This is a genomic window from Pseudomonas sp. RGM 3321 (assembly GCF_022836805.1).
In the GTDB taxonomy this organism is placed as follows: domain Bacteria; phylum Pseudomonadota; class Gammaproteobacteria; order Pseudomonadales; family Pseudomonadaceae; genus Aquipseudomonas.
In genome coordinates, this window is the sequence record NZ_JALHBH010000100.1 from 85,253 (window position 1) to 102,917 (window position 17,665).

Annotated in this window: 11 protein-coding genes and 1 pseudogene; 8 read left to right on the forward strand and 4 right to left on the reverse strand. The window is 57.5% G+C overall.

Annotation, left to right across the window (positions count from 1 at the left end; genetic code table 11):
* The first annotated feature begins 41 nt into the window (after positions 1 to 41).
* Positions 42 to 806, forward strand: coding sequence for a response regulator transcription factor (locus RGM3321_RS08370; protein WP_244392544.1), 765 nt, complete (start codon positions 42 to 44; stop codon positions 804 to 806).
* A gap of 29 nt (positions 807 to 835) precedes the next feature.
* Positions 836 to 2,170, forward strand: a complete 1,335-nt coding sequence (locus tag RGM3321_RS08375) for an ATP-binding protein (RefSeq protein ID WP_244392566.1) — start codon at positions 836 to 838, stop codon at positions 2,168 to 2,170.
* A gap of 152 nt (positions 2,171 to 2,322) precedes the next feature.
* Here the strand turns inward: RGM3321_RS08375 and RGM3321_RS08380 are convergent, their stop codons facing one another.
* From RGM3321_RS08380 to RGM3321_RS08390, 3 genes are all read right to left on the reverse strand, one after another.
* The gene (locus RGM3321_RS08380) at positions 2,323 to 4,293 is read right to left on the reverse strand and encodes a TonB-dependent receptor (RefSeq protein WP_244392545.1); all 1,971 of its coding nucleotides are present in this window, start codon (positions 4,291 to 4,293) and stop codon (positions 2,323 to 2,325) included.
* Between the two features lie 124 nt (positions 4,294 to 4,417).
* A complete protein-coding gene (gene mmsB / locus RGM3321_RS08385) occupies positions 4,418 to 5,311 on the reverse strand; it encodes a 3-hydroxyisobutyrate dehydrogenase (RefSeq protein WP_244392547.1) in 894 nt (297 codons plus the stop codon).
* A 33-nt stretch (positions 5,312 to 5,344) separates the two neighbouring features.
* Positions 5,345 to 6,871: a CoA-acylating methylmalonate-semialdehyde dehydrogenase gene (locus tag RGM3321_RS08390; RefSeq protein WP_244392548.1), complete on the reverse strand. Its 1,527-nt coding sequence runs from the start codon at positions 6,869 to 6,871 to the stop codon at positions 5,345 to 5,347.
* A 158-nt stretch (positions 6,872 to 7,029) separates the two neighbouring features.
* On the opposite strand from RGM3321_RS08390, the gene RGM3321_RS08395 reads away from it, so the two are divergent.
* The 6 genes and pseudogenes from RGM3321_RS08395 to RGM3321_RS08420 all read left to right on the forward strand — a co-directional run bounded on the left by RGM3321_RS08395 (position 7,030) and on the right by RGM3321_RS08420 (position 17,047).
* Positions 7,030 to 7,977 carry a LysR family transcriptional regulator gene (locus RGM3321_RS08395; RefSeq protein ID WP_244392550.1) on the forward strand — a complete coding sequence of 316 codons (948 nt, stop codon included), beginning with the start codon at positions 7,030 to 7,032 and terminating at the stop codon, positions 7,975 to 7,977.
* Positions 7,978 to 8,250: 273 nt separating this feature from the next.
* Positions 8,251 to 10,338: a type VI secretion system tip protein TssI/VgrG gene (gene tssI, locus RGM3321_RS08400; protein WP_244392552.1), complete on the forward strand. Its 2,088-nt coding sequence runs from the start codon at positions 8,251 to 8,253 to the stop codon at positions 10,336 to 10,338.
* Positions 10,335 to 10,892, forward strand: a complete 558-nt coding sequence (locus RGM3321_RS08405; RefSeq protein WP_244392554.1) for a DUF4123 domain-containing protein — start codon at positions 10,335 to 10,337, stop codon at positions 10,890 to 10,892. Before tssI ends, RGM3321_RS08405 begins: the two co-directional genes overlap by 4 nt.
* Positions 10,889 to 14,673: pseudogene (locus tag RGM3321_RS08410) on the forward strand (toxin VasX). The gene RGM3321_RS08405 and the pseudogene RGM3321_RS08410 overlap by 4 nt, the downstream one beginning before the upstream one ends.
* A 169-nt stretch (positions 14,674 to 14,842) precedes the next feature.
* On the forward strand, positions 14,843 to 15,721 hold the full coding sequence (locus tag RGM3321_RS08415) for a hypothetical protein (protein ID WP_244392567.1): 879 nt from the start codon (positions 14,843 to 14,845) through the stop codon (positions 15,719 to 15,721).
* A gap of 447 nt (positions 15,722 to 16,168) precedes the next feature.
* Positions 16,169 to 17,047 carry a hypothetical protein gene (locus tag RGM3321_RS08420; protein ID WP_244392569.1) on the forward strand — a complete coding sequence of 293 codons (879 nt, stop codon included), beginning with the start codon at positions 16,169 to 16,171 and terminating at the stop codon, positions 17,045 to 17,047.
* A gap of 89 nt (positions 17,048 to 17,136) precedes the next feature.
* On the opposite strand, the gene RGM3321_RS08425 is transcribed toward RGM3321_RS08420, so the two are convergent.
* Entirely contained in the window at positions 17,137 to 17,547 is a 411-nt protein-coding gene (locus RGM3321_RS08425) for an NUDIX domain-containing protein (RefSeq protein WP_244392556.1), read from the reverse strand.
* Between the last annotated feature and the right edge of the window lie 118 nt (positions 17,548 to 17,665).

The following is a 17,665-nucleotide window of genomic DNA, read 5'->3' on the forward strand; positions in this document are numbered from 1 at the left end:
ACAATGAGAATCATCCCCAGCCGTGCCGCAGGAACATCACGATGTGCGCTACAACTCCGCCCCGCCCTGCTCCACGCGTGCTTGTCGTGGACGACCACCGCAAGATCCGCGACCCGCTCGCCGTCTATCTGCGCCGCCATTTGTTCGATGTGCGTACAGCAGAAGATGCGGCAGGTATGTGGCAATTGCTCAGGCAACAGGCGTTCGATGTGGTGGTGCTGGATGTGATGCTGCCAGACGGTGACGGGTTTGAACTGTGCAGCCGCTTGCATCGACGCGAGAACACTCCGGTCATTCTGCTCACCGCGCGCGACACCTCCGCCGACCGGGTTCGCGGGCTGGATATCGGTGCCGACGATTACATCACCAAGCCGTTCGAATCGCGTGAACTGGTGGCGCGCATCAACAGCGTGTTGCGCAGGCGCGGGCCGGTCCCGGCGCAGATCGAGGCTAAAGCTGCCGACACTAAGTCTGCGCCGACACAACACTATGCGTTCGCGGACCTGAGTTTCATGAGCAGCACCGGAACGCTGTTGCGCAATGATGGCTCGGCGGTCAGGCTCAGCACCGTGGAAAGCCGTCTGCTGAGCGTGCTTCTCAGCCATCCCAATACCGTTCTCAGCCGCCAGCGACTGATCGACCTGACGGCGCGTCCGGGCAATGAAGTCTACGACCGCGCCATCGACCGACAGATCAGCCGCCTGCGCCGCAAACTGTGTGACAACCCGGTCGAGCCGGAACTGCTGCGTACCATCTGGGGTGACGGCTACATGCTGGCGGCTACTGTCAACGTTCTCGACGCATGAGCAGGCTGAGCCGTTTCTGGCCAGGGCGCATGACGCACCAGTTGGCGCTGTTGCTGCTGATAGCTCTGCTGGCCTCCAACGCCATCGCCATGCTCTATCTGCAACGCACCGGCGCGCTCATTCATCCGCTGTCGCGCACGCTGGCAATCGAACGGCTGATCACCGCTTACCATGCGACGCAGGGGCTTTCGGCTGCAGATGCTTCGCGCTTGCTGGCTGCCCTGCAAACGCCGGATTCAGAGCTGTGGGTGTCGACTTATCCAGTCGCCAATACCCTGGACATGCGCGCCGAAGAACATCGGCTGGTCGCCGACCTCGGCAAGCGCCTGACGCTGCCCGCCGAAACCACCATTGGCATGCAACTTGAGCGTATCAGTGGCGGACCGGCGCGCGAGCATGTGTTCGTTGCCGCCGGGTGGGCCCCTTTGCGGCTACGCACCAGCATCGACCTGTTTAACGGGTCGCATCTCAACGCCATTCAATATCCCGCGGGCGGCTATGAATGGGGACGCATGCTCGCTTACACCCTGCCAGTGACGACCATTCCAGTGCTGTTGATCGTGGTGTTTTTCATGCGCCGCATTGTGCAGCCGATCAAGACACTGGCCAAGGCGACCGAACGCGTCAGTCGCGGTGAATGGATACCGCCGCTGCCGCTGTCCGGCCCACAGGAGGCGCGTGACCTGACTATCGCGTTCAACATCATGCAAGCGCGCATTGCCCGCCATGTGGAAGGCCGTACGCGCATGCTGGCCGCTATCAGTCATGACCTGAACACGCCGATCACCGAACTGCGCCTGCAAATGGAATTGCTTGAAGACGGGCCAGAGCGTGATGACATGCTCGAAAGCCTTGATGAGTTGCGCGCGATGGTGCGCGAAACCCTGAACTTTGTGCGCGGCGATGCGGTGCAGGAAGCCACGGTGGAGATATCGCTGACCACCCTGCTCGATGATCTGGCAAAGCGTTACGCGACGATGGGAACGCCGATTGGCTGGCGCGGCGCAAGCGAGATCACATGTCGCTGCCGGCCCTTGGCGCTGAAACGCGCATTGACCAATCTGATCGACAACGCGCTGAAGCACGCCGGGGATGCCACGATGAATTTATTCAAAGCGCCTGACGGGAACATTCACCTGGAGATCCTTGATCACGGCCCAGGCATTGAACCGGCCTGGCTGACTCAGGTGTTCGAACCCTTCGTGCAACTGAGCCAGACCGGCACGGACCATTCTCAGGGTGGCGGGCTCGGCCTGGGTCTGGCGATCGCCCGCTCCTGCGTGCAGGCCCACGGCGGCGAACTCACCCTGGAAAACCGTTCGCCAGCGGGGTTGTGTGCGGTGGTGCGGCTGCCGGTGGGCTGAGTCTTTGCGATAGACTGGCTAACGATTATCGTGGCAATGCTCTACGCTCAGCGTTGTGCCTCAGATTTGTGACGCAGAGCGTCACCCAAGGCGTTCCTACGCTGGAGAGTAGGGAACGATAATCTCAACTATGAAGAACGAGAGGTGCTCCCTCAAAACCGCACGGTGGTGCTCGCCCAGAGTGTCCGGCCGTAATTGACGGTGCCGTAGGTTTCATCATCCAGGCGCTTGTCTGCCACGTTGTACAGCGCGGCATTGAGCGAGATGTTTTTGCTCAGTTCATAGGAGCCGCCGAAGTCGGCTGTGGTATAGCCCGGTGCGGCCTCGTCGGTGAGGGTGTTGCCGTACTCCTTGCCGTAGTAATTGGTTGAAGCCCACAGTTGGGTGCGGTCGTTGAGTGTCCATTCGGCGCGCACATTGGCTTTCTGTTCAGGCGTGAGCGCCAGCGGGGCACCGGCGTTGGCACCGCTTTTCTGTTCGAAGTCGGTGTAGGTGTAATTGCCCTTGATCGCGACCGCCGAGGTGATGTCCCAACGACCGTTCAGCTCGACACCCTTGATGACCGCCTTGTCGACGTTGACCCGATCCATGACGATAAAGCCGTTCCACACCTGGGTGGTGGTCACGGTCGAAAGCTTGTCCTGGAAATCGTTATAGAACACCGTCGCACCCGCCGACAGGTCGTTGCGGTTGGACCACAGCGCAGACAACTCGTAGTTGGTGCTGGTCTCCGGCTTGAGGTCCGGGTTGCCGAACATCACGAACCGGTTGCGACGCAGGTACGAATAACCCGGTACAACGGCGCGTACTTCTGGGGCCTTGAAGCCTCGCGCCACACCGCCCTTGACGGTCCAGTCGTCGGTAGCGCGCCAGACGCCATAAACCCTTGGGCTGAAATGCACGCCGTACTGTTCGTGATGATCCATGCGCAGGCCGGTGGTCAGCGCGAAGGTATCGGTCATCGACCATTCGTTTTCCGCGAACACAGCCTTCTGCACTACCGAGAACTCGTAGTCCTTGCGGTCGCCCAGCCCCTGATTCCAGTCGGTCACCGTGGTGTCGTTCCACTGCATGCCGGTGGTGGTGATATTGCGCTCGGTGGGCATCACCAGCTTGGCGTCGAGCACCGTGTTTTCGACCTCGGGCTTGCGCCCCAGCACGTCGGTCTGGGTGGCGCTGGCCTCGCCTTCACGGCTGGACTTTTCGTACGCAAGAGACACATCCGAGGTCGCCCAGCCCCAGCGGCCCTGATGTGAAATCGACCAGTGATCACGGTTGTTTTCCTGCTCGCGCGTCGCCCAGTTGGCGCTCACGCCATCGCCGTTCTTGAGCCGCGTGGCACCGGCTTCCAGGAGGATGTCGTGGTCGATGGTCGGCGTGAACGACAGTCGTGCGGTCAGGTCGCGGTGGTCGGCTTTGCTGAAACCGTTGGTTTGTTCGACGTTGTCATCCGCCTGGCGATCCAGATAGCGTCCCCAGACCTGCAATCCCAGCAGGTCTGCCTTGATCGGGCCGCCAAGAAAGAACTGGGTCTGACGCGCGTTGCCTTGATCGCTGTGCTGGCGTGCCGAGTAATCGTAGGTGACTGAGCCGCCCCACTCCGGGGTGACTTTGCGCGTAATGATGTTGATCACCCCGCCGATCGCATCCGAACCGTACAACGATGACATCGGCCCGCGAACCACTTCGATACGCTCGATGGCTTCGGCGGGCGGGATGAAGCTCTGCTCGTAACCACTGTTGCCATTGACCCGTGATTCGCGGGCGCTCTGGCGTTTGCCGTCAACCAGAATCAGCGTGTAATCGGCAGGCATGCCGCGAATGGAAATGTCGGTTTCATTGGCACCGCCGTTGACCGTCACGCCCTCTACGTCGCGCAGTGCATCGGTCAGGTCACGAAAGGACTTCTTGCGTAACTCGTCCCCGGTAATCACCGTCATCGAGGCGGGTGCATCCTCCAGGTTCTGCTCGAAACCGGAAGCTGTGACCACGACGTCATCAAGCGACAGCACATTGGCAGACTCGATGACTTGCTCGGCAGCGAACACCTGGCCTGATGCAATGCAGGCCAGCGCGAGTTTGACCATCACAGCCGCAGGCCGCAAACGAAGAGGAGAATGCATGAAGCTTCCTTACGATTCACAAGTAAAAGAGAATCGTATGCATCTGCATTCGGGAAGGTTGGACAAGATGTGACAACCTCACGGCGCGGCTGACACCCCGTGACAGCCGTTACCGGAGCACCTTTTACGATAGAACCTGTTTACGATAGCCCTCGATAATCGCCGAGAAGTCTTTGCCGCCATCACCGCGCAGGCTCATCGCCTGATAAAGCTGCTGCGCAACCGCGCCGAGAATAACCGGTTGATGTGCAGCGCGTGCGGCCTCGGTTGCCAGCCCCAGGTCTTTGAGCATCAGCTCGGCGCCAAAACCGCCGCTGTAACCGCGTGACGCGGGAGCGGTTTCGACGATGCCGGGCCACGGGTTGTAGGCCTCGGAACTCCAGCAACGGCCAGTCGAGGTATTGATGATGCCGGCCAGCACTTCGGTGTCGATACCCAGTGCATTACCCAGCGCCATGGACTCGGCCACGCCGATCATGGAAATCGCCAGCAGCATGTTGTTGCAGATCTTGGCAATCTGGCCGGTGCCCACGTCGCCACAATGTACGATGTTGCGACCCATCTGTTCCAGCACCGGTTTGAGCACGGCAAAGTGCTCGGCAGAACCGCCGACCATGAACGTCAACGTCCCAGCCTGCGCGCCACCGGTGCCACCCGACACCGGCGCGTCGCCCAACACCACGCCTTGCTGCGCAGCGACAGCGGCGATGTCGCGGATGGTCTGCGGGTCGATGGTGCTGCAATCAACCGCAGGAACGCCGGGTGAGATGCCTTTCAGCACGCCGTCGTCGTTCAGGTACACGCTACGCACATGCGCCGCAGCGGGCAGCATGGTGATGACCAGCTCACTGCCTGCGGCGGCCTGCCGGGGTGAGTCACTGACCTGTGCGCCCAGCCCGGTAAATTCCGCCAGCACGCTCTTGTTGAGGTCGAACACCTGCAAGCTGTGTCCGGCCTTGATCAGGTTGCGGGCCATGGGCGCGCCCATGTTGCCCAGACCGATAAATGCGATGTTCATTATTGTTCTCCTGGCCTGGCTGAGAGGCTGTGATCAACGCAAATTGATCGTGGTGTTCACGCCGTCGTTCACGCTGTCATCATCGAACCAGCGGCTGGTAACGGTCTTGGTCTGAGTGTAGAACTGCACCACCTGTTTGCCATACGGTCCCAGGTCCCCCAGTTTGGAACCTCGCGAGCCGGTGAAGCTGAAAAACGGCACCGGTACTGGAATCGGAATATTGATCCCGACCTGCCCGACATCGATCTCGCTTTGAAACTTGCGCGCCGCCGCGCCGCTCTGGGTAAACAAGCCAGTGCCGTTGCCGAACGGGTTGGCGTTGACCAGCGCGATAGCCTCATCGAGGGTATCGACCTCCAGCACAACCAGCACCGGACCGAAAATCTCCTGAGTGTAGATCTGCATGTCGGTAGTGACGCCCGAGAACAGCGTCGGCCCTACGAAGTTGCCGCCCTCGTAACCCGGCACCGAAACCTGCCGACCGTCCAGTTCAAGCGTCGCGCCTTCACGCACACCGCTCTCGATGAGGTCCAGAATGCGCAGCTTGGCCTTTCTGGAAATTACCGGGCCGATGTCCGTGCCCGCCTCCTGACCGGCATTGACCTTGAGTTTCTGCGCCCGCGCCTTGAGGTCCGGCAGCCACTGTTTCGACGCACCGACCAGCACCACCACGGAGGTCGCCATGCAACGCTGGCCCGCCGCACCGAAACCTGCGCCCACCAATGCATTCAGCGTTTGCTCACGGTTGGCATCAGGCAGCACGACCGCGTGATTTTTCGCGCCCATCATCGCCTGCACACGCTTGCCGTGCCGACCAGCCAGATCGTAGACATGCGTGCCGACAGCGGTCGAACCGACAAAGGAAACAGCCTTGATGTACTTGTGAGTGCAGATCGCGTCCACCACCTCCTTGCCGCCATGCACCACATTCAGCACGCCGGCCGGTACTCCCGCCTCAATCGCCAGTTCAACCAGCAACAGCGTCGACAACGGGTCCTGTTCAGAAGGTTTGAGGACAAAGGTATTGCCACAGACAATCGCCATCGGAAACATCCACAGCGGAATCATCGCCGGGAAGTTGAACGGCGTGATGCCCGCGCAGACGCCGATGGGCTGGCGCAAGGTGTAGGTATCTACGCCACTGGCAACGTTTTCGGCAAACTCGCCCATTTGCAGCGTGCCGATCGAACACGCGTGCTCGACCACCTCAAGGCCGCGAAAAATATCGCCCTCGGCATCGGCCAGGGTCTTGCCTTGCTCGGCACTCAATACCGCCGCAATGCGTTTGGAGTGTTCGCGGATCAGCGCCTGCAATTTGAGCATGATGCGCATACGCACACCGACAGGCGTTTCGCGCCAGGTGCGAAAGGCCGCATGGGCCGCAGCGACAGCAGCGTCCACCTCACTGGCGGTGGCAAATGGCACCCGGGCGAGGATTTCCTGAGTCGCGGGGTTGACGATGTCTTGCCATTCGCTGCTTTGCGAGTCTATCCACTCGCCGTTGATCAGCAGTTTTACGCGAGCAACGGTGGTTGTGGTGTCGTTCAACGAGGCGTTCATTTCAGCGGTTCTCCCTTCAGCAAGCCACGCATCCAGCGCATGTGCAGATGGATCGCCGTGGTCTTCCGGCAGTCTTGTTTTTGAGTTGGTCAGGGGGCGTGCTTTGGAGTATAGATGTGCAAACTTCTAACAAGAATGCAGATAAAAGCAGGGTCAACATGCAAAAAAACATCACCTCCCTGGGGCTGTTGAACTGGGATGACCTGAAGTTTTTCCTCGAAGTGGCACGCACCCGCAAAGTCAGCAGCGCGGCCCGGCGCCTGGCCGTTGACTACACCACCGTGTCGCGACGCATCAACTCGCTGGAAACCTCGCTCGGCACACTGCTGTTCGAAAAGTCGCGTAACAACGGCTTCATCATGACCGCCGAAGGCCAGCGTCTGCTGGGCTACGCCGAGTCCATCGAAAGCACACTGCACATGGCCTGCGAACAGGTTTCCGGGTCCAGCGTCGCATTATCCGGGCATATCCGCATGGGCTGCACCGAAGGCTTCGGCAGCTTTTTCATCACCCCGCAACTGAGCCACTTTCTCGACAGCTACCCGAGTATTTCGCTGGATATCCTGCCGCTGCCGCACTTCATCAGCCTCTCGAAACGCGAGGCAGACATTGTCATCGCCCTGGAGCGCCCGGAACACGGCCCCTATGTGTGTTGCAAACTCTGCGATTACAGCCTGCGCCTGTACGCGACCCAGACGTATCTGGACAACCACACGGCCATCGAGCAAAAAGCCGACCTGAGCGAGCACGTCTTCATCAGCTACGTCGACGATCTGGCGTTCAGTTCCGAACTCCTTTACCTGAGCAACCTGCTGCCCAACGCCCAGGCACAACTGCGCAGCACCAGCGTCATCGCCCAATACACCGCCGCACTACAAGGCCGCGCACTGGCGATCCTGCCATGCTTTCTGGCCGCCCAGGACCCGAGGCTGCTGCCGGTGCTGGCAGAAGAAGTGAATATTACTCGGCAATTCTGGATGTATTGCCGCGAGGATTTGAGGAAGCTGAAGCGGATTACGTTGTTGTGGGATTACATTCGGGAGGTGACGGAGTTGAACAAGGGGTTTTTGTTGGGGGAGAAGGCGGAGTTACGGTTTTCGAGATGATGCGCAAGAAGTTGCTTGGTCATGCCGTGTAACAGACGCACTGGATAGCTGAAGAGCAAGCTTCACATACGTTTCGAGGCGCTGCGCAACATCGCGAAAAAGCGCGCAAGATGATGCGCAGATTTTGCTGATTTTTTTGCTCCACGCACCTAAAACCCATCCTCAACGTCACCAACCGACTGATTTATATATAAAAAAATTATCTGGCACCTTTCTTGTTATCTCTCACGCTATTCAGCGGGCGAATTCGTCCGTTACCGCGGAGAGTTTCGGATGTTCGCACCTGCCAGTCAGCCTCGTTTCAGCCTGAGCATCGATAGCCACAACGGCATTGATCATGGTTTTCAGGTAATGGCGTTTACCGGCCATGAGGCCATCAACCAGCCCTTCTGCTTTACGCTTGAGCTGGTCAGCGAGCGCACTGCGCTGGACCTTGAAGACCTGCTGAATCGTCCTGCATTTCTGCAGTTCGCACCTGACGATGGGGGCATTCACGGCTTGATCGATCAGGTGTCTCAAGGCGACTCCGGCAGACGTCTCACGCATTATTCGATCACCCTGCGCCCGCATCTGGCCCGGCTCGGGCATCGCACCAATCAGCGTATTTTCCAGAATCGCACAGTGCCGCAGATCATTACGCAGGTACTGGAAGAACATCACTTGCTGGCCAATGCCTACCGCTTCGAACTCGGCACCACATACGCGGGACGGGAATACTGCGTGCAGTACAACGAGTCGGATCTACATTTCGTCCAGAGACTGTGCGAAGAGGAAGGTCTGCACTATCACTTTGAACACAGCCCCGCAACGCATCAGCTGGTGTTTGGCGATGACCAGACGGTGTTTGCGAAACTCGGTTCGGTGATTTATCGCCGGGACAATGGTCTGGTGGCCGATGAGCCGGTCATCAAGCGTTTCAAGCTGCGCCTGGAAACCCGCGCCAACCGCACCGCCCGCCGTGATTATCACTTTGAAAAACCCCTTCTGAAAATGGAAGGGTCGGCGCATGCCGAGACGCAGCCTGACCTTGAGGACTATGACTACCCTGGCGGTTTCACCCACCGTGATCGGGGTGCGCAACTGGCGAATCGAGCCCTTGAACGCCACCGCCACGATTACCGGCTGGGCGAAGGTCAAAGCGATCAGCCTCGCTTGGTCAGCGGTCATTTTCTGCCATTGGATGGACACCCCAACGAGGACTGGAATGATCTGTGGTTGCTCACTGAGGTGCGTCACGAAGGCCACCAGCCTCAGGTTTTTGAAGAATCCGTACATGAAATCCAGAGCCCTGACAACTTTCAACAGGGCTATCGCAATACCTTTTTTGTTACCCCCTGGCTGGCCTCGTATCGCCCGCCTCTGCATCATCCCAAACCGAGAATATTCGGCAGTCAGACTGCGGTGGTGACTGGCCCGAAAGATCAGGAAATCCACTGCGACCGGCATGGCCGGGTCAAGGTGCAGTTTCATTGGGATCGTGAAAGCGACGGCGATGACAAGAGCAGTTGCTGGCTGCGAGTGTCGTCCAGCTGGGCTGGTAATCGCTACGGTGGCATGACCATCCCGCGAGTCGGCATGGAAGTGCTGGTGACGTTTCTGGAGGGCGACCCCGACCGGCCATTGATCAGCGGCTGCCTGTACCACGCCGAACATATCCCGCCCTACGACTTGCCTGCGCATCAAACGCGCAGCGTGTTCAGAACCCTGAGCAGCCCCGGCGGCAATGGCTCCAACGAGCTACGCATCGAAGACCGGGCCGGTCAGGAGCATATCTACATCCATGCACAGCGCGACTGGGACCAGAACATCGAGCACGAGCAGAAAATAAGAGTCGGTCATGAGCGACATGACCGGGTCGAGGGCAACAGCTACAGCGAGTTCAAAGCTGAAGAGCATTGCACTGTCGATGGCAACCGGCTGACCGAAGTCAAAGCGGACGATCACCTGACGGTGGGTGGAACACAGCACATCAGGGTAAGTGATGGATTACTGACACACGCCGGGCAGGAAATTCATTTCAAGGCCGGTAACAACGTGGTGATTGAGGCGGGGCTGGAGATCACTGTCAAGGCCGGTGCTTCCTTCCTAAAGATCGACGCCAGTGGCGTAACCATTACCGGGCCTCAGATAAAACTCAACTCAGGGGGCACGCCAGCCTTGGGCACCGGTGCATCGCCCGATTTGCCTGGGCTTGTGAAACAGGCAGATGACGATGGGCCAGGGCAGTTGCTGGCGCAGCGCCTGGGTGAACCAGGCCCGATAGTAGAGCTGTGCCAGAAACCCAAGAACGGAACGCCCATGGACTGCCCGCTTGCCGATTGCGGCTGTCGCAGGGCGTTGCTGTCGAGAGGTCGGGCATGAACGTTTACGTGCTGCTGGAGCGCACCGACTCGCTGCTGGAACAACTTTACCAACGGCTGCCTGATCCAGCGCCAGCCGTATTATTCGACAAGACCGAGCTGGCCACTTACCGGGAGAAAAGTCCGCTTTTTTTGAACACATCAGGCAGCAATACCCTCGTCGAGGCCATGCATGAAAAACCAGAATGCTGGCCAGGCCTGATCATCGAAAGCCTCTCTCCCGCCGACGTGTTGCTCGGCCATCTCCGGCACATTCTGTTTGTCAGGTTCGAGGGCCAACGCCGAGGCGTGCTGCGCTACTCACATCCTGTCACTGCCAGCTATTTCTTTACGGCAGAGCCCCCTCAATCCAGTACCCAGTGGTTCGGTCCTATTTCCAGACTGGGCTGGTACGGCGGCACCTGGGAGGACCTTGCACAAGGCAAGCAGCGCTGGTTCGACGTTCGCAATCCACACGCACCTGATTGGCAACCGCCACAACCTCAAGTGACGTTCGGTTTAAACCAGCGGCAAGAAGACGCGTTGCGGCGCCAGAACAAGGAGTTCTTACGATGACCAACGGCAGCCTGAGCGCTGGCCCTTCCTGCGAAATGGACAAACTGATCGTCCAGATCGTGGGTAAGGATCATTCGGAGCAGCAGCAGGTTTTGCTGGTCGGCCCTGATGGAAATCGACTCTATCAAGCCAAATCGGAAAGGCTGGTAAACGAGCTGTTCAGCAGCACACTGAAAGTCTGGGATCACATCGACGGCGGGCGTCTTCATCTGCAGATCGCGACCATTGAAGGCGAGCCGATTCGCCTGCCGTTGCTCAGCGGCACGAAAGTCACGCCGCGACAGGCCGATGCGCAGTTCAATCAAATCGTTCCGGTATTACCGTTCGTGGCATTGCCCGGTTCGAAAACGGTGGACGACATGGGCACACCGGTGCTGGCTCGCGCGGGTTATGTGTATGTGTTTTATCAGGAGAAGCTGTGGCGCGAGCTGGAGATCCACGTCAGCGAAACCGGCAACACGTATCACGACATCGACGTGGCCCGATATCGTCAGCAAAGCGGGTTTCTAGCGGGCGAGCGCAAGGCCACTGGCCAGGCGCTTGAGGACATCTGGCTGCCGGTACTCTGGAACAACCGGCACGTACAGACGCTACAGTTGTGTTTCTCGGAAATACAGCTCAGCGCGGCACGCCTTGAGCGTCTGGAAAAAGACGCGGCTTCAAGAGATCAGCGCTGCACCAGCCCTGATCTGAGCGGGTCGAAAATGCGCTTCACGGACCTGTACAAGGGCAAGCCCGATGGCAAGGCGATGCTCGATGCGTTTTCCGGCTTTGATGCCAAAAACCCTGTCGCCCAGGCACTCATCGCCCCGATCAAGGCGAACCGGCTTAATCTGCAATACAACGCGTTTCCGGTCAGCCTGGCTGCACCGCAGCGCGCCCGTCAGCCCGGTTATGAAAGGCTGCTCGATCATCCGGCGCGGTATCTGTGTGATCTGTCGGGGCAGTTTCCGGTCGAGTCCTTCAGAGAAGCCAAGGCATTTCTCGCTCAGGCTGGCAGAGGTGTTGCTGTGCAGGATGTCAGGCTCCTGGAGCTGACAGCGATGGCCGACGCGCTGCTCGCCAGTTTGCCGATCGAAGCGGATGCCGAGCCCGTCGATGCGGGGGTGCTCTGGGAAGCGCAGGCCGGTGTCGTCGATGTGCTGGACAAAGCGCGGCAGCGGCAGGTCTGCGGCGTGCTGCTGGACGATGCCTGTTATCGACTGCGTCATCTGCGGCAACGTGTCGATACGTGCCAGCAACTGTTCGCGCTGTGCGCCCGACACGCCGTTCTTCACCCACACCATGCCAGCGCGTTGCTGGTGCAACAATTGGTGGTGCCGCGCAGTATTCGCGGTCAGGAAAACCCGCTGCATGCGGCGATGGCCAAGCTGCATGAGCCGGGCAGACGAGCGATCAACCAATGCACTGCCACGGTCCAGCGCGCGGTGGTCTGGCGGCACATGCTCAGTGCTCAGGACGCGCTGGTCGCCAGCCTTAAACAAAGCGCCACGGAGCAAATGCTGGCGGATCACCTGAGCCTTGAAGGTTTCGACTACGTGGCGGCGATGTATGAATTGAGTCGGACGCTGGCGACTCTCGCGCTGCTGCCATCCAACGTCGATCCGCTGGCACCCGGTGGCGACATGGTGGATGCGGTCACGGGTGTTGGGCTATGGGATCAGGCCGTGAGCCTTGGGCAGAAGTTTTTGAACCAGACGGCCAGCGATGACACATCGCCCCTGCACCTCATGCTCTGGCCCGAGTGCGATCTACAGACCGCTTGCGCGCCTTATGTCGTGCCGGTTACAGATGACGAGAACAAAGGCGACGGCCGTTTTCGCGCCACCGAACTGGCCCGTTTCGAGAATCAGCCAGCGCCTGACCCCATCGCCCAAGTCACACTGGACGCCACCACCCTCGCTAACCTGCTGGCGGGCGACAGCCTGCAGAACTTCTTCCTGATCAACAACGGCAAAGCTACAACAGCTGCGCTGGTCGGGATCTTTGAAAACCTGCAAAGCGCCGCAGATGGCGCTGCGAACGCCGTCGCCAAAGCCAGCCAGACTCTTGCGTCAGCCAAAGGTAATGCAAACAGCGCCAATGCCAACGTCCGCTCGGCAAACGACCGACTGGCCCAGATACAAGAACGCCTCGGCACCAACGCCCACAAGATCAACGTCAACCGCCAGGGCCGAGGCGTACAACAACTGCGCAGCATGATCCCCGAGCATTTCGGTGCGGCCTTCCTGATCCGCCGTAATCAGGTCACTCCACAACACTATGTATTCGGTCTGGAAGACCTGCCCGGCCGGGAGTCATTGCCAAAAACACGCTATGGCGAATATCTGAGACCCGACGGAACGCCCTTCGGCGACATCGCCCCTCCGCATCCCTTTTCTACCCGCCTGCCCAAGGGCGACCATCTGGTGCTGGTGATTCCACGCGGCCACAAAACCGCGCAGGTGGTCGGCGACATGAACCGAACGCTTAAAAAAGCCCGTGAAGCGGCCGGTGCGGTGGGTGATGCTGAACGGGGTCATATTCGGGCGAAGAGCGGTTTGAGTGATGCCATTGAGGGGCTGGATTCGGAGAAGAACAAGGCGGCTTATCGGGTGCTGGGACCGACACCGTTTTGTCTGGCGGTGTTGATGCTGGAGGTTTGGAATGAGAGTTCGGAGAATGAGGCTCTGAAACAGACAATGCGAGAAAAGAATAGTGCAAGGACAACCGCCGGCATCATCAGCGCTATTGTAGATCTGACTATCGCGCTGGAGGCGCTGACTGTAAAATTACTGGGTAGCCAACCAAAAGATTTTTTAAGTAGAAAGTCTCTGTGGGTAATCTCTGAAGAAGGCGCAGAACGGTGGCTTGGAAAGACACTTGGCGAAGTTGTAACCAAGCAAATCACCAGCCGCCTGATCGCTCAAATAATTTCAGGAAGTCTACTTTGCACTATCAACCTATATGACATTTGGTATGCATGGCAATGGAATGATCAAGCTATATATGGCTATCTGCTAATTTCCATGGGCGGTCTACTAAGCGCTCTTGGTTCGATATTCGGGGGACTAACGGTCTACTTCGGCCTCAATCCGCTAGGCTGGGCGGCGTTGCTGCTGATCGGCATGGGCGTGGGTTTGGTCATCATTATGAGCTCAACGCCACTGGAGTCCTGGTTAGCAAACGGACCATTCGGTGAGAGCCATTCAATTGACCTGTATTTACAGGACCCATCAGAGGCCTTTTACCGGCTGGCAAGCCTGCTTGCGGGTATCAGTATCTCAATAGAGAGAAATCCGGCTCACGAACAGCACGCCACATTTGATACCACGCAAAAATACCGCATGCCATACGCAGCGCTGACACCGTCATTCGTTTAGAGAGCCGTCTACCAGGCGTTATTGGCAGCCTTCACAGTGTCAGCATTCAAGCCGACTGCCGTCACTGCCGCATTATTGAAAGGATCAATAATCAAGGCGTTCCCTACCGGGCAACAGTTGAAGTCACAGATAAAGCAACACGCCCCAATGCGCAGCGCCTCTATCCTGATGCGATTGAGCTGTTTTTCACCACACCGACTAGCCAGATCTCATCAACTGGCAACAGCAGGCATTATTATAAATGGGCTGTAAGGGCTCAGTTCGTTTTAACTCACGAAGGAGAGAATTTATATTTCCCATCGCCTCCGGTCAAAGACCCGACTAAATATAGTTCAAAATGGGCAGTGCCAAATTTTGAAGTCATCAATCAACCCTTTTGGGCAGATGAAATAACGCATAAGGTATCTTTGAATGACTGAATCAAAGACGCACACTTGCTATGGACATAAAGCCTATAAGCCTCACAATATCCCTGAGCAAAGACCGTCTATTCGAAAGTCACGCGCGACTTACAAGTTTCGCCTGCCATGGGGTTTGACTCAGCAAGTGGCTACACCAGGGATCGTTAGACAATCCACCCCAGAAAAAATGAGATTCTGGGAGAGGGTGAAAATAGAGGATGACCGAAAAAAAAACCTCGGAACCTATAAAGCCAGAATATTTGAAGACGTGGAGCTCCATCAGAATTTTGATCAGGAACGCTTTAGATTTTCACAGTTTCCATTCAGATCTCAATTCTGGATATTTATTCTACTGTTTGGAAAAGTAGGCTTCATTATCCTCTTTCCAATTTCAATACTCTCACACATCGCTGTTGTCCACGCTTCCGATGACTCGTGGCAACAGGTCACTGTCGAGCTGCTAATAGGCCTCTACCCGTTTTTGCTAGGCATTCCGTTGCTCAGCTGGCTTATCGGCCATATCGTGATCAATCACTTTCCCCGCCTCTGGTTCCGTCCGCCAAAAGGCCCACTCTGGGAGCTAAACCGCAGAACCGGTCTGGTCACGATCTTCGGCTACAAACGCCATCGAAAAGAAGGGGTGATCGACGAGTTCATCGCGCCGTTCTACGAGTTCGATGCCTACATGACCACCACGCATGATCGTCATGGCTGCTATCACGGCCTGATGCTCCAGCATCGCTACGAAGAGCAGTCCATCAACTTTCACGCACTGCTCAGCCCTGACGATTTCCAGCAACGCCCCTGTGCACTCTGGGACTTCCTGCAAAACTACATGGACACCAGCGGCCCGATTCCGGACATTCCGCTGTTTGAACCGTATCGGCACCTGGACCCGGTCACTGCCAGTTACGATCAGCAGCGCGGCCGCAACCCTCGTTACTGGATCGACATGGATAACGAGACGTTCAAGGCCGAGGTTGATGCCATGTGGCAGCGGGTTTATGCGATCGATACGTTTAGCCGCCCTAACCTTATGGCGCGGTATGTGGATTATGGCTCATGACTGGTGGCGTCCGGTCTACGACGGAGCAGTGTTCCAGGTCGGGCGCATGCAAAACCTCAACGTCAGTCACACCTGATAATGCGCAAGGCTGCAGATTTGTGACGCAGAGCGTCACGGGATGCATGCCAACGCGGAGCATTGGCACGAGAGTCAGTTGGATGTGCGTACAAAAAGATTCCACTCAATGCAGTCAAGATTGGACAACACTCAACCTCAGGAAAGTCGACCAACCATTCTGGACCGATGACGAAGCTCATAAGGCATTTGCCAATGGCTGAATCGAGCGGCCGCTCCTACTACGGGTGTCTGGCCTATCAACCTGGCAATATTCCCGAGCAGGCATCATTGCGCACGGATCCATATCACTCTTGCTCGGTCCGACTCCCTTGGGGGAATACTCAACAGACGACATCAATGAAGCTCCTTGAGGAATCTACCCCAGAAAAAATGAGAATCTGGGAGCAAGTAGCGAAAGAAAAAGAGGAAAACAAAACAGCTGGAACCCATGTGCTGGCATTCCATGAAGAAGTCGAACTTCACAATAAGTGTGACCACGAGCATTTCAGATTTGCGCCTCTTCCACGCTGGTCACGGTTTTGGCTGATCTCATTACAACTCGGGAAAGGAGGATTCATCGTGCTTTCCCCTTTCATAGTGTTAGCACACCTGTCTCTAATCTCGGTATCCCATAAACCATGGCATACGGTGACCGTCGACTTACTTTTAGGGGCCTACCCGTTGTATCTAGGTAGCCCTTTACTGCTTTGGCTAATAGGCCACGTTGTCATTTACCATTTCCCTCTCGTTTGGTTCCGCCCGCCAAAAGGCCCACTCTGGGAGCTAAACCGCAGAACGGGTCTGGTCAACGTCTTCGGCTACAAACGCCATCGAAAAGAAGGAGTGATCGATGAGTTCATCGCGCCGTTCTACGAGTTCGATGCCTACATGACCACCACGCATGATCGCCATGGACCGTATTACGGCCTTCTGCTCCAGCATCGCTACGAAGAGCAGTCCATCAACTTCCACGCACTGCTCAGCCCTGACGATTTCCAGCAACGCCCCTGTGCACTCTGGGACTTCCTGCAAAACTACATGGACACCAGCGGCCCGATTCCGGACATTCCGCTGTTTGAACCGTATCGGCACCTGGACCCGATCACCGCCAGCTACGATCAGCAGCGCGGCCGCGACCCTCGCTACTGGATCGACATGGATAACGAGACGTTCAAAGCGGAAGTCGATGCCATGTGGCAGCGGGTTTATGCAATTGACACGTTTAGCCGACCGAACCTCATGGCGCGGTATGTGGATTACGACCAATGATGGTCGGGGCGGCGGACGAGCAGAATTGGACAGTTGCTATTGCATCAGAGGGTACTGGCTAACTTAATCAAGATGGGTTGAACGTACGCTCAGGCTTGAGCAAGGGTAATCCTTAGAAAGCTCAAGGCGTCCTTGAACACCTGGTGCCAGCTTTCGGACGGATCAGACATCAGCGGGTGCCAAAAAAACCTGAATTCATGCCCGCCATCATCTTCTGCAAAATGCACCCAGTTATCGGGCAGGTCCTGGGCCACGAGGCACTCATGAAATGCCCAGGTGTGCCCGGTTACAGGGGAACGCCACTCACCCAAATGTCGCCTGACTGTCGCCTGAATACCGGCCTCTTCCATGAGTTCTCGTACAGCAGCCATTTCGGTAGATTCGCCTGGCTCCACACTGCCTTTTACCAGCTGCAGTCCTGCCAACGGGTGCTCAAACGCCAGGATTTCCAGCGCTCCACGGTCTCGTACCACCACAGCGCAAGCTTTATCCGCTGTCATGTCCTTATACCTTTGCCTTGTTCAACGGAACTCTAGCCTAGTCGCCAGGCATATGGATTGTGGCCCATGACGGTCTACTTCGGATCTACGCTGCTCAGTAAAGATCAGGCTCAGAGCC